The following is an 11,989-nucleotide window of genomic DNA, read 5'->3' as shown; positions in this document are numbered from 1 at the left end:
AATGCCGCTTCACGCCGTCTTCTGCGCCACCAGCCCCAGTTCCTCCACCATCGCCGCGCGCATCAGGAATTTCTGCGGCTTGCCGGTCACCGTCATCGGCAGCTCGGTGCGGAAGCGGATGTAGCGCGGCACCTTGTAGTGCGCGATCTGACCGGCGCAGAAGGCCTTGACCTCCTGCTCGGTGGCGATCTGGTTGGGCTTCAGCACGATCCAGGCGCAGAGCTCCTCGCCATATTTGTCGTCGGGAATGCCGAAAACCTGCACTTCCTTGATCTTGGGATGGCGATACAGGAATTCCTCGACCTCGCGCGGATAGACGTTCTCGCCGCCGCGGATGACCATGTCCTTCACCCGGCCGACAATGTTGCAATAGCCCTCGGCGTCGATGGTCGCGAGGTCGCCGGTGTGCATCCAGCCGTCGGCGTCGATCGCCTCGCGGGTCTTTTCGGCGTCGTCCCAATAGCCCTTCATCACCGAATAGCCGCGCGTGCAGAGCTCGCCCGGCTCGCCGACCGCGACGATGGCGCCGTCGGCGGCGATCGCCTTCACCTCGACATGCGGATGGATGCGGCCGACGGTGGAGACGCGCTTTTCCAGCGGATCGTCGACACTGCTCTGGAAGGAGACCGGGCTGGTCTCGGTCATGCCGTAGGCGATGGTCACCTCAGACATATGCATCAGGGACACCACCTTCTTCATCACCTCGATCGGGCAAGGTGAGCCGGCCATGATGCCGGTGCGCAGGCTGGAGAGATCGAAGTTCGCAAAATCGGCGTGATCGAGCATGGCGACGAACATTGTCGGCACGCCGTAAAGCCCGGTGCAGCGCTCCTGCGCGACCGCTTTCAGCGTCGCGCCGGCATCGAAGCCCTCGCCGGGGAAAACCATGGTCGCGCCTTTCGACACGCAGCCCATCGTGCCCATCGACATGCCGAAGCAGTGGTAGAGCGGGACCGGGATGCAGAGCCGGTCGTCGACGGTGAGTTTTATGGACGAGGTGACGAAATTGCCGTTGTTGACGATGTTGGAATGCGTCAGGGTCGCGCCCTTCGGCGCGCCGGTCGTACCGCTGGTGAACTGGATGTTGATGGCCTCGCCCGGCTTCAGGCTCTCCGAGATGCGATCGAGGCTGTCGTGCTCGTCGCGGCCGGCCATGGCCAACACATCGCCGAAATTGAACATGCCGGGCGAGTTGTCGTCGCCCATGCGGATGACGATCTCCAGCGCCGGCAGTTTCTTGGCCTTGAGCTTGCCGGGCTCCGCCGCGGCGATCTCCGGCGCCAGCGTCTCGATCATGCCGAGATAGTCGGAGGTTTTGAACTGGGCGGCCGTGACCAGCGCCTTGCAGCCCACTTTGTTCAGCGCGTATTCCAGCTCGGTCAGCCGATAGGCCGGGTTGATGTTGACGAGGATCAGGCCGATGCGCGCGGTGGCGAACTGCGTCACCAGCCATTCCCAGCGGTTCGGCGACCAGATGCCGACGCGGTCGCCTTTTTCCAGCCCCAGCGCCAGAAAACCTGCGCCCAACGCGTCCACAGCATCCGACAGCTCGCTCCAGGTGAAGCGCTTGTCCTGCCCAACGAAGACTGCGGCGTCGAGCGTGGCGTATCTGCTCACCGTATCGGAAAACAGCTCCGGAATGGTCTTGTCGAGCAGAGGCACCGACCGGTCGCCCGATACATGCGCCTTGCCGCCAACCGGAGCAATGAAGCTGTTGCGCGTTTTGCGCAGATTGGTGGCGTTCATGAGCTCGTCGAGTTTGATCGCCATCGCCGTTCTCCTCCCGGGATAGGCCAGCCTATCAGCCGATGGGGATGGTGGAAATCCGTCAAAGGTCCCCCTCTTCTTGAGGCCTCTCAGGGAGGAGGGAGGACGCTCATCTTTACGGCGATGTCGCGCAAGACCGCTTCATCGGCCGCATCGCGCCGCTTCTTCGACGCCACCAGACAGGCCTGCGACTTCAGGATCGTGCCGTCGCCCAGCACCTTGAGGTGGTTGGCGCGCAGCGTCGAGCCGGTGGTGGTGATGTCGACGATGACGTCCGCAAGGCCGGCGGCCGGCGCGCCTTCGGTGGCGCCGAGGCTTTCGACGATGCGATAGACCTGGATACCGTGCTTGAGCGAAAAGAATTGCTGCGTCAGCCGCCAGTATTTGGTGGCGATCCTGAGCCGCCGGCCATGGCGCTGGCGGAAATCGGCGGCGACGTCGTCGAGGTCGGCCATGCTCTCGACATCGAGCCAGATGTCCGGCACGGCGACCACGACATCGGCATGGCCGAAGCCGAGCCGGGCGACGATCTCGGCGCGCGCTTCCCAGTCGGCGAGGTTCTCGCGCAAAAGGTCCTCGCCGGTGATGCCGAGATCGACCGCGCCCTGGCCGATCTCGCCGGCGATCTCGGATGCGGACAGGAAGGCCACCTCGACATTGTCGAGGCCGTCGATGCGGGCACGGTATTTGCGGTCGTCCTCGGGCAAGGTGACGGCCAGGCCGGCCTTGGCCAGCACCTCGAGGGACTGTTCCTTGAGTCGGCCCTTGGACGGGATCGCCAGCGTGATCATTTGGCGTTCTCCCGCAAGGCTTCGATACGGTCGAGCCAGACCGAGAAGCCGACGCCGGGAATCGGCTTCTTTGCCCCCAGCAGCGTCAGCAAGCGGTCGTAGCGGCCGCCGCCGGCCAGCGGCCGATCGCCATCCGCCGACGCGATCTCGAAGACGAGGCCGGTGTAGTAATCCAGCGGGCGGCCGAAGGCGGCATCGTAACGGATGTGCGCCATCGGCAGGCCATGCGCCTCGATCGCTTTGGCGCGGGCGGCGAAGTTCTCCAGCGCCGGCCCCAGCGACAGGCCGGCATCGGCGGCGAATTTTTCCAGCGCCGCGGTCGCGTCGCCGAGCGGGACGTCGATCTCGAGAAAGCCCTTCAACGCCGAGAAAGCCTCGTCGGACAGGCGCACGCTGCGCAGCTGCGCTTTCTCGATCAGCCGGCGCGCGATATCGGCCGGCGCGCGGCCGCCGGAAGCCGACAGCCCGGCCTCCTCCATGCGTTCGGCAATGTGCGCGGCGAGACCTTCCTGATCGGCGTCGAGCACCAGGAAGGCGACGGGACCGGAGAGCTGGCTGTTGCGTGGCGGATTGGCGAGATCGGCAAGGGCGGCCTCCAGCATCGGCGCCGAACCGAAGGCGCGGGCAAGGCGCATGCGCCAGCCGCGCGGCAAGCCCAGCGCCGCCAGCACCGCCTCGAACAGGGTCTGGTCGCCAAGCGTAATCGCCAGCGCCTTGCCTGGCAGCACCAGAGAAAGCAGCGCATGCGCGTCGGCCAGCGAGCGGGCATCGGCGGCGGCCGTATCGCGATCGCCGAGATCCTCGATGCCGGCCTGGAAGAACTCGTTGCCGCCGTCGCGGCGCTGGCGGAACACTTCGCCCAGATAGGAATAGCGGCGCGGCGTGCCGGCCTGGCTGGCGATGTGGTCGAGGCAGACGGGAATGGTGAATTCGGGCCTGAGGCACAGCGTCTTGCCGGTCTCGCTTTCGGTCAGGAAAATGCGGCGGCGCAGATCCTCACCCGCCATGTCGAGGAACGGATCGGCTGGCTGTAGGACTGCGACCTCGACCGCGTGGGTGTCGCGGACGGCGAAGAGTTTTGCGATGTCGGCGGCGATGGCGGGGCGGGTGGTCATGGACAGGTTGGGCGCGAGGCACCCCCCTCTGGCCTGCCGGCCATCTCCCCCGCAAGGGGGGAGATCAGCAGTTTCGGGCTCGGCGCCCATTCTCCAACGCTGGGGATTAGCGAAAGCGTGCGCGACATCCAATCTCCCCCCTTGCGGGGGAGATGTCCGGCAGGACAGAGGGGGGTGTTCAAGCGCCACCCTTCGCGCGATCGGCAGCCTGCGCCGCGAGTATCTTCTTCACCTCGCCAACCAGCTCACCCTCCGCCACCGTCACCTGCGCCGGGCGCGCGGCGCGCCATTCGGCATTGTCGGTGATCTCGGCCGACAGGCGGGCGCCTTCGATCAGGTCCTTGATCTGGACCTCGCCCCTGGCGCGCTCGTCGCCGCCCTGGATGACGGCGACCGGGCTGCCGCGGCGGTCGGCATATTTGAGCTGCGCCTTCATGCCCGCGCCGCCAAGATACATTTCGGCGCGGATGCCGGCGGCGCGAAGGTCGGCGACCATCTTCTGGTAGCGGCCAAGGCTTTCCGTATCCTTGTCCATGACGAGAACCACGACCGGCGCGACGACATCGGAGGTATCGAGCTTGCCGAGGTTCTTCAGGGCCGTCATCAGCCGGGAGACGCCGATGGAGAAGCCCGTCGCCGGCACCGGCTCGCCGCGGAAGCGCGAGACCAGCCCGTCATAACGGCCGCCGCCGCCGACAGAGCCGAAGCGCACGATCTGGCCCTCGTCGTTGGGGATCTCGGCCAGCAGTTCGGCCTCGAAAACAGGACCTGTGTAATATTCGAGGCCGCGCACGACGGAGCGATCCATCACGATGCGGTCTTCGCCGTAGCCAGCGGCTCTAACCAGCGCCTCGATCGTTGCAAGTTCGCCTACGCCTTCCTGATAGACAGCGTTGGCACTGACGCTTGCGTCCTGCGCGGCCTGCCCGTTCCTTGCCGTTGCCAAAAGAACCGCCTCGGCTTGGGTGTCGTTCAACCCAGCGCCCTTGGCGAAGTCGCCCTCGCCTTCCTTGCCGCCGTCCCAGCGTCCGGGACCGAGCAGAAGCCTGACGCCTTCCGGCCCGAGCTTGTCGAGCTTGTCGATGGCGCGCAGAACCGTCAGACGCCGGCCGGCATTTTCGTCGCCGCCAAGGCCGATGGCCTCCAGCACGCCGTCGAGCACCTTGCGGTTGTTGACGCGGATGACATAGTCGCCGCGCTTGATGCCGAGCGCCTCCATGACGTCGGCCATCATCATCGCCATCTCGGCGTCGGCGGCGACGCCCGGCGTGCCGATCGTGTCGGCGTCGAACTGCATGAACTGGCGGAAGCGGCCAGGGCCGGGCTTCTCGTTGCGGAACACCCAGCCGGAGCGGTAGCTGCGATAAGGCTTCGGCAGCTTGTCGAAGTTTTCGGCGACGAAACGCGCCGTCGGGGCGGTCAGGTCGTAGCGCAGCGACAGCCACTGGTCGTCGTCATCCTGGAAGGAGAACACGCCTTCGTTCGGCCGGTCCTGGTCGGGCAAGAATTTGCCCAAAGCATCGGTGTATTCGATCATCGGCTGGTCGACCGGCTCGAAGCCGTAAAGCTCATAGACCGAGCGGATGGTCGCCATCATCTTCTCGACGGCGCGGATGTCTTCGGCGCTGCGGTCGGCAAAACCGCGCGGCAAACGCGCTTTCGTCTTTTCCGGTTTGTCGGCCATGGAGGTTTCCAGTCAGCGGTGACTTACTTCGAGCGGGCGTTTCCTAAACGATGCCGCTTGGAGCGGCAAGGGTGGGCGCCTGAAACAAAACCACACCAAAACGAAACAATTCCGCCATCGGTGCGGCATGCTGCCGACACAATCCGCGACCATAAAGCGCGCCGAAACAAGGGGTTCGGGGCCATGGTGATGGCTGAAGATAGCATCGAGAGCGGCAAGCCCACCACCAGGCTGAGGCCTGCCGGCGGTTTCGCGCTCAAGCCGGCGCAGCAGCCGGCCGGGCCGTTCGAGGTTGCGGCCGAGGCGCGCAAGCCGACCATGCGCGACGCACTGGTGACCGGGCTGCTGGTGATCTATCCGGCCTTCGCAGCCGTGGCGGCGATCATTGCCGGGCTGTTCCTGGCCGGCGCCGGGAGCGTGTGACTTTCATCCAACGATCGGGGGATCATCATGCGGTTGCGATTTGCGGGCGCGCTTGCCGGCGCGCTTTTCTGTGGCATGCCCGTTGCCGCCAACGCATGCCAGCCGGGCGATGCCCGCCTGGTCGGCCACTATTACCTCAACGGCGTCATGGAAGTCGGTTCCGAGCTGCTGTTGAAGAAAGACGGCAGCTTCGAATTCGCGCTCGCCTATGGCGCCAACGACCAGTACGGCAAGGGCTGCTGGGTGAGGAAGGGCTCGACCGTCGAGGTCATCCCGGCCGGCCGCGGCTCCGCATCCACGCACCATACGCCCGACGATCGCGGCTTCAGCGGACTGGTGCTCACGGTGTCCGGCTCCAGGCTGGTCTGGGACATCAATGGCAGCGGCCATAAGGGCAGGTTCGAGAAGTAAGAGCTTACCCTCCCCCTTGTGGGGAGGGTCGACGCACAGCGTCGGGGTGGGGTCTGGAGAAGACTCTTTCTACCCCCACTCGCGCCTTCGGCGCGACCTCCCCACAAGGGGGAGGTAGAGGTACCGCTACTTCGGCCGCTTCAGCTTCTTGCGCTCGTTCTCCACCTCGGCGCGGCAGTAGCAGCCTTCGAGATGGTCGTTGACCAGGCCCATCGCCTGCATGAAGGCATAAACCGTGGTCGGGCCGACAAAGCTCCAGCCTCGCTTCTTCAACTCCTTCGAGATCCTGACCGACACCGCCGTCGTCGGATTGGCGCGCAGATGCGCGAGGTCGACGATTTCGGGACGCTCGTCCGGCCCCGGCTCGAACTTCCAGAACCAGGCGGCCAGCGAGCCGAATTCGTCGGCCATCTCGCGGGCGCGTTTGGCGTTGTTGATGGTCGAGACGATCTTGCCGCGATGCCGGATGATGCCGGCATTGCCGAGCAGGCGCTCGACATCTTCCTCGGTGAAGCGCGCCACCTTGTCGAAGTCGAAGCCGGCGAAGGCCTCGCGGAAATTCTCGCGCTTGCGCAGGATGGTCAGCCACGACAGCCCGGATTGGAACCCTTCCAGGCAGATCTTCTCGAACAGCCGGCGATCGTCCGTTACCGGCCGGCCCCATTCACGGTCGTGGTAATGGAGATAGTCCGGCAGGTTGCCGTGCCAGAAGCAGCGCGCCTTGCCGTCGGGGCCGTCGAGAATACCGGCATTTTCAGTCGCCATCGCTTGCAAAATCCATTCGTTAATGCGCTTCAGCGCAGCTTTACCGTGGCTTTACCAGATTCCTGAACCGGCCGGTAACCACACCAAAAGGTTTACTGGCAAGCGAGCATTTTACGCATTCCGATTCATGTTTTGCTTGCCGCTTAGCGCCAAGGATCGCGAAACCGAGGGCACCTTCTCCGCCCCGGATGAGTTCGATCAAGGTGCGTTCCGATGAAGACAGCGTTTTGTTCCCTGCTCGGTGCAGCGGCGATCCTTGCCGCCGGCACCACGACCTCGCTTGCCAATGACCGCTATGCCGACATGCCGCCGGTCATGGTGAGCCCCGACCTTTCGGCGCCCTGGGTGCTGCAGCTTGGCCATGCGCCAGGCATCGTGCGCCCAACCCGGCAGGCAACGCAGCAGCCGCTGCAGCGCCTGTTCCAGGCGCAGCCCGATCGGCAGAAGACGGCAACCGTGCAGCAGCCGGCCAGGCGCATGGTGATGCGGCCGCAGATCAACCCGATCTACCTGCCGCAGGAAGTCGCCTATGACGGACCGGCGAAGCCGGGCACCATCGTCATCGATACGCACCAGAATTTCCTCTATCTGGTCGAGAAGAACGGCAAGGCGCGGCGTTACGGCGTCGGCACCGGCAAGCCGGGCTTCGAATGGTCGGGCACACACAAGATCACCAACAAGCGCGAGTGGCCGGACTGGCGCCCGCCGGCGGAGATGATCAAGCGCGAGGCGGCCAAAGGCCGTTACCTGCCGACCTATCTCGCCGGCGGCATCGAGAACCCGCTCGGGGCGCGCGCGCTCTATCTCGGCACCACAGAATACCGCATCCACGGCACCAACCAGCCCTGGACGATCGGCGGCGCGGTGTCTTCCGGCTGCATCCGCATGCGCAATGAGGACGTCGTCGATCTTTACGAGCGCGTGAATGTCGGAACCACGGTCGAGGTGATATAGTCGCAGCGAATCAGCCGGTTAGACGGCGCAGCGCTTTTCTTCCGCTGCTGTTGCCGCCAAGTCATAGTGCGATCCCGCGGGATGTGCTTAAACCGGTGACAGAGTTTACGGGGGACGGGCCGTGTGGGGATACGGCCGGTCACAAAAGGGCAGCGCGGGCGACCGCGCTGCCCTTTTCGTTTTTGCGTTTTCCTTTGACGCGGGCGCGGCAAGTCGCTCCGAACGCAGGCGGATTCGCTTTCGGGGCTGATTTCCGGCCGTGCCTCTGCTATTGCAGTGCACAAATCTTGATACACACGCAATTCTGGACGCAACGCCGCTTAAGCCCTTGTCCTTGAATTGCCTTAGAAGTCAGAGGTGCCAACCATGACCCGGACCGACGACAGCCGCTACCTGAAAGGTGGCCCGGTCGCCCAGCGCATCATCGCTTCGGTGCGCGAAGACGCGGCGATCGCCACGGCTGAAGGTTTTCCGCCGAAGCTGGTCTCGATCACCGTCGGCGATACCGAAGCGGTCGACGTCTATGTCCGCAACCAGCGCGCCAAGGCCGGGCTTGCGGGCATCGGCTTCGAGGAGCGGCGTTTCGCCGCCGACATAACCGCCGGCGAGCTGGAAGCGGCGATCCACGGCCTCAACGCCGACCCGCGCGTCACCGGCATCATCATCCAACGCCCGGTGCCGGCGCATATCCCGATCAAGACGCTGCAGGCGGCGGTGCATCCGCTGAAGGATGTCGAGGGCATGCATCCGGCTTCGATCGGCAATATCGTCTACAACCAGCTCGACCTGGCGCCCTGCACGGCGGCGGCCTCGGTCGAGTTGCTCAAGGAAACCGGCCTCGAGCTCCAGGGGCTCGAAGTGGTCGTCGTTGGCCATTCCGAGATCGTCGGCAAACCGATCGCCTTCCTGCTCATGAGCGAAGGCGCGACGGTGACGGTCTGCCACCACATGACGCGCTCGGTGGCGGCGCATGCGCGGCGCGCGGACGCACTGTTCGTCGCCGTCGGCAAGCCCAGGCTGATCAAGGCCAACATGGTAAAGCCGGGCGCTGCCGTCATCGACATCGGCATCAATTCCGAGGTCGGACCCGACGGCGAAACCCATATCGTCGGCGACGTCGACACCGACAGCGTCAAGGAAGTGGCGTCCTGGATCACGCCGGTGCCGGGTGGCGTCGGCCCGCTGACGGTCGCGATCCTGTTGCGCAACACGATGGTGGCGCTCAACCGCCAGCGCGCGCTCTACCGCGCGACCTATGGCGTGCCGGATCAACTCGCAGCGGAGTAAGCGCGGCATTCCCCCTCACCCAGCCTCCGCTTCGCTCGGCTGACCTCTCCCCGAGGGGAGAGGAGACTCCCAGCGCCAGCGCCAACCTCTTCTCCCCGCGGGGAGAAGGTGGCCGCGAAGCGGCCGGATGAGGGGGCGCCGGCGACGAGGATTACTCCGCCGCCGCAAGCCCTCGCTCAGAAACACCCTCAGGCTTTGGGCCACCATAGGCCCAGTCGAGCAGTTTTATCGTATGCACCACCGGCAGTTTCGCCGCGGACGCAATCTGCGTGATGCAGCCGATATTGCCGGTGGCGACGATTTCGGCCCCGGTCGCCTCGATGTTCTTCACCTTGCGGTCGCGCAACTTGGCGGAGATTTCGGGCTGCAGGATGTTGTAGGTGCCGGCCGAGCCGCAGCACAGATGCCCCTCGCGCGGCTCACGCACGACAAAGCCAGCCCTGGCGAGAAGCTCCTTCGGCTGGCGCGTGATCTTCTGGCCATGCTGCATGGAGCAAGCGGAATGATAGGCGACGACCGTGCCCGGCTCGCGCACCGGCTCGGGAAGGTCGAGCACGGCGAGGTATTCGGTGACGTCCTTGGCCAGCGCCGAGACGCGCGCGGCCTTTTCCGCATAGGCCGGATCGAGGCGCAACATGAAGCCGTAATCCTTGATGGTCGTGCCGCAGCCGGAGGCGGTGATGATGATGGCGTCGAGCCCACCCCGGTCTATGGCGCGCGTCCAGGCGTCGACATTCCGCCTGGCCAAGGCAAGGGCCTGATCCTCGCGGCCCATGTGGTGAACAAGCGCGCCGCAGCAGCCCTCACCTTCCGGCACCACGACCTCGACGCCGAGCCTCGTCAGCAGGGAGATGGTGGTTTCGTTGATGGCCGGATCGAGAACGGACTGCGCGCAGCCGGTCAGGATGGCGACGCGGCCCCGTTTTGCCCCCTGCCCGGCATGCGTCCCCGGTTTCGCCATCGGCGATACCGGCGGGATCGCGGACGGCGCGAGCTTCAGCATCGCCGCGACCGGCTTCAACACCGGCAATTTCTCGAACAAGCCGATGAACGGCCGGCCCAGCCCGGCAAGCTTCAGCGCGGCGCGGAAGCGGGATGGGTAAGGCAGCACGGCAGCCAACACGGTACGGGTCAGCCGGTCGATCAGCGGACGCTTATAGGTCTCCTGGATATGAGCGCGGGCATGGTCGACCAGATGCATGTAGTTCACGCCCGAGGGGCATGTCGTCATGCAGGCGAGGCAGGAGAGGCAGCGGTCGATGTGGGTGACGATTTCCTTGTCGGCGGGCCGGCCGTTCTCCAACATATCCTTGATGAGGTAGATGCGGCCGCGCGGCGAATCCAGCTCATTGCCGAGCGTCACATAGGTGGGGCAGGTGGCGGTGCAGAAGCCGCAATGCACGCATTTGCGCAGGATCTTTTCCGATTCCGCGACATGCGGGTCGGCGAGCTGCGCGGCTGAGAAATTGGTCTGCATGTCGCGGTCCTAACCCATGCGGCCGGGATTGAGAATCTGCTTGGGATCGAACTCCGCCTTGAGCCGGGCCGAGAGCGCCGCCAAATGCGGCGGTTGCGGTTCGAACACCGGCAACACCGCGCGCTGCGGGGCGGAGGCGCGCACCAGCGTCGCGTGCCCGCCGCCATATTTGCGGATCAAGCCGCGCAGCAAATCAGCCTCCGGATCGTCCTCGCGCATCGAGAGCCACACCAGACCTCCCTGCCAGTCATAGAAGGCGTCAACGGCCGCCTGCATGCGCAGCGCCATCACCATATGATGCGCCTGCGACGGCGCCATCGAGACGCGCCAGACCGGCCGCGCGCCGCCATCGGCGAAGGGAACGCAGTCTCGGATGTCGCGCCAGATCGCTTCCGACGCCTCGCCGGCGATCTCTTCCAACGGTCCGGCCTTGCCGAGCAGTCGCTTAAGCGCTTCGATGCGATAGACGACCGAAGGACCAAATCCCTCGACGCGCAGCAGCGTGGCTGCATCGCTGCCATGCCTGCCGCCGGCGACCTTCGCGGCGATGCGCTCCGGCAGATGCGCGGCGCTCGATACCTCGGCGCTGGAGCCCAGCGCCAGCGCCATGGCGGTGACCGCCGCATCGTCGAGCAGGCCGCGGATGGCGAGCGTCACCTCGGTTTCGGCCGCCGGCAGCACCTTGAAGGTGACGTCGGTGAGCACGGCCAGCGTGCCCCAACTGTTCGCCATCAGCTTGGAAAGATCATAGCCGGTCACGTTCTTGACCACGCGGCCGCCCGACTTGAAGGCCTCGCCACGGCCAGAGACGGCGGCGACGCCGAGGATATGGTCGCGCGCGGCCCCCGCCTTGAGACGACGCGGGCCGGAGAGGTTCGAAGCCAGCACGCCACTGATGGTGCCCTTGCCTGGTTCGCCGCCGAGCAGAGGGCCGTAATCCATGGGTTCGAAGGCGAATTGCTGGCCGTTTTCGGCGAGCAGCTTTTCCAGGTCCGCGAGAGGGGTGCCAGCTTTAGCCGACAGGACCAGTTCGGCCGGCTCGTATAGGGTAACGCCGGTGAGCTTCGACAGGTCGAGCGTATGCTCGGTCTGCAGCGGACGGCCGATGCCGCGTTTGGAGCCGTGGCCGACGATTTCGAGCGGCGTTTCCTCGGCCACCACCCATTGGATGGTGGAGAGGACTTCGGCGGAAGAGGATGGGGTGAAGGTGGTCATATCTGGCTGGCAATCATTTGAGGACCGCATGAACCAGGGCCGCGAACACCCAAATCTTGTCTCTGTCAGGAGGTTCGTAGCTTTGAAGCTTGAGGCGGCC

The 11,989-nt window shown here is 65.3% G+C and carries 11 protein-coding genes; 4 read left to right on the top strand and 7 right to left on the bottom strand.

What is annotated here, in order from left to right; all coding sequences use genetic code 11:
- Positions 1–9: 9 nt before the first annotated feature.
- The 4 genes from MJ8_RS06330 to hisS all read right to left on the bottom strand — a co-directional run bounded on the left by MJ8_RS06330 (position 10) and on the right by hisS (position 5,357).
- Positions 10–1,770: an AMP-binding protein gene (locus MJ8_RS06330; protein WP_201413591.1), complete on the bottom strand. Its 1,761-nt coding sequence runs from the start codon at positions 1,768–1,770 to the stop codon at positions 10–12.
- An 86-nt stretch (positions 1,771–1,856) separates the two neighbouring features.
- On the bottom strand, positions 1,857–2,558 hold the full coding sequence (gene hisG / locus MJ8_RS06325; protein WP_201413590.1) for an ATP phosphoribosyltransferase: 702 nt from the start codon (positions 2,556–2,558) through the stop codon (positions 1,857–1,859).
- Positions 2,555–3,673, bottom strand: coding sequence for an ATP phosphoribosyltransferase regulatory subunit (locus tag MJ8_RS06320; RefSeq protein ID WP_201413589.1), 1,119 nt, complete (start codon positions 3,671–3,673; stop codon positions 2,555–2,557). Before MJ8_RS06320 ends, hisG begins: the two co-directional genes overlap by 4 nt.
- Before the next feature lie 178 nt (positions 3,674–3,851).
- The gene (hisS, locus tag MJ8_RS06315; RefSeq protein WP_201413588.1) at positions 3,852–5,357 is read right to left on the bottom strand and encodes a histidine--tRNA ligase; all 1,506 of its coding nucleotides are present in this window, start codon (positions 5,355–5,357) and stop codon (positions 3,852–3,854) included.
- A 189-nt stretch (positions 5,358–5,546) separates the two neighbouring features.
- Here hisS and MJ8_RS06310 point away from each other — a divergent pair, with 189 nt between their 5' ends.
- Both MJ8_RS06310 and MJ8_RS06305 read left to right on the top strand, forming a co-directional pair.
- Positions 5,547–5,780 carry a hypothetical protein gene (locus MJ8_RS06310; protein WP_225248152.1) on the top strand — a complete coding sequence of 78 codons (234 nt, stop codon included), beginning with the start codon at positions 5,547–5,549 and terminating at the stop codon, positions 5,778–5,780.
- 27 nt (positions 5,781–5,807) lie between these two features.
- Positions 5,808–6,191 carry a hypothetical protein gene (locus MJ8_RS06305; protein WP_201413586.1) on the top strand — a complete coding sequence of 128 codons (384 nt, stop codon included), beginning with the start codon at positions 5,808–5,810 and terminating at the stop codon, positions 6,189–6,191.
- Positions 6,192–6,317: 126 nt separating this feature from the next.
- On the opposite strand, the gene MJ8_RS06300 is transcribed toward MJ8_RS06305, so the two are convergent.
- Positions 6,318–6,956 (bottom strand): DNA-3-methyladenine glycosylase I, encoded by a 639-nt coding sequence (locus tag MJ8_RS06300; RefSeq protein ID WP_201413585.1) that lies wholly within the window; start codon positions 6,954–6,956, stop codon positions 6,318–6,320.
- Positions 6,957–7,169: 213 nt separating this feature from the next.
- Between MJ8_RS06300 and MJ8_RS06295 the strand changes: the two genes are divergently transcribed.
- Positions 7,170–7,910, top strand: a complete 741-nt coding sequence (locus MJ8_RS06295) for a L,D-transpeptidase (RefSeq protein WP_201413584.1) — start codon at positions 7,170–7,172, stop codon at positions 7,908–7,910.
- Between the two features lie 366 nt (positions 7,911–8,276).
- The gene (locus MJ8_RS06290; protein ID WP_201413583.1) at positions 8,277–9,197 is read left to right on the top strand and encodes a bifunctional 5,10-methylenetetrahydrofolate dehydrogenase/5,10-methenyltetrahydrofolate cyclohydrolase; all 921 of its coding nucleotides are present in this window, start codon (positions 8,277–8,279) and stop codon (positions 9,195–9,197) included.
- A 151-nt stretch (positions 9,198–9,348) separates the two neighbouring features.
- Here the strand turns inward: MJ8_RS06290 and glcF are convergent, their stop codons facing one another.
- Together glcF and MJ8_RS06280 are read right to left on the bottom strand one after the other, a co-directional pair.
- On the bottom strand, positions 9,349–10,674 hold the full coding sequence (glcF, locus tag MJ8_RS06285; RefSeq protein ID WP_201413582.1) for a glycolate oxidase subunit GlcF: 1,326 nt from the start codon (positions 10,672–10,674) through the stop codon (positions 9,349–9,351).
- A 9-nt stretch (positions 10,675–10,683) separates the two neighbouring features.
- Positions 10,684–11,889 (bottom strand): FAD-binding protein, encoded by a 1,206-nt coding sequence (locus MJ8_RS06280; protein ID WP_201413581.1) that lies wholly within the window; start codon positions 11,887–11,889, stop codon positions 10,684–10,686.
- Positions 11,890–11,989: the final 100 nt, after the last annotated feature.

The sequence above is a fragment of the Mesorhizobium sp. J8 genome (genome assembly GCF_016591715.1).
GTDB lineage: Bacteria > Pseudomonadota > Alphaproteobacteria > Rhizobiales > Rhizobiaceae > Mesorhizobium.
Note: the sequence above shows the minus strand (reverse complement) of the source record. Positions and strands in the feature narration are given on the sequence as shown.

What these genes read in the sequence shown, in the direction of transcription:
- hisG (WP_201413590.1), bottom strand. Translation starts at nt 2,558, where the DNA reads ATGATCACGCTGGCGATCCCGTCCAAGGGCCGACTCAAGGAACAGTCC.
- MJ8_RS06305 (WP_201413586.1), top strand. Translation starts at nt 5,808, where the DNA reads ATGCGGTTGCGATTTGCGGGCGCGCTTGCCGGCGCGCTTTTCTGTGGC.
- MJ8_RS06295 (WP_201413584.1), top strand. Translation starts at nt 7,170, where the DNA reads ATGAAGACAGCGTTTTGTTCCCTGCTCGGTGCAGCGGCGATCCTTGCC.
- MJ8_RS06310 (WP_225248152.1), top strand. Translation starts at nt 5,547, where the DNA reads ATGGCTGAAGATAGCATCGAGAGCGGCAAGCCCACCACCAGGCTGAGG.
- hisS (WP_201413588.1), bottom strand. Translation starts at nt 5,357, where the DNA reads ATGGCCGACAAACCGGAAAAGACGAAAGCGCGTTTGCCGCGCGGTTTT.
- MJ8_RS06290 (WP_201413583.1), top strand. Translation starts at nt 8,277, where the DNA reads ATGACCCGGACCGACGACAGCCGCTACCTGAAAGGTGGCCCGGTCGCC.
- MJ8_RS06330 (WP_201413591.1), bottom strand. Translation starts at nt 1,770, where the DNA reads ATGGCGATCAAACTCGACGAGCTCATGAACGCCACCAATCTGCGCAAA.
- glcF (WP_201413582.1), bottom strand. Translation starts at nt 10,674, where the DNA reads ATGCAGACCAATTTCTCAGCCGCGCAGCTCGCCGACCCGCATGTCGCG.
- MJ8_RS06280 (WP_201413581.1), bottom strand. Translation starts at nt 11,889, where the DNA reads ATGACCACCTTCACCCCATCCTCTTCCGCCGAAGTCCTCTCCACCATC.
- MJ8_RS06300 (WP_201413585.1), bottom strand. Translation starts at nt 6,956, where the DNA reads ATGGCGACTGAAAATGCCGGTATTCTCGACGGCCCCGACGGCAAGGCG.
- MJ8_RS06320 (WP_201413589.1), bottom strand. Translation starts at nt 3,673, where the DNA reads ATGACCACCCGCCCCGCCATCGCCGCCGACATCGCAAAACTCTTCGCC.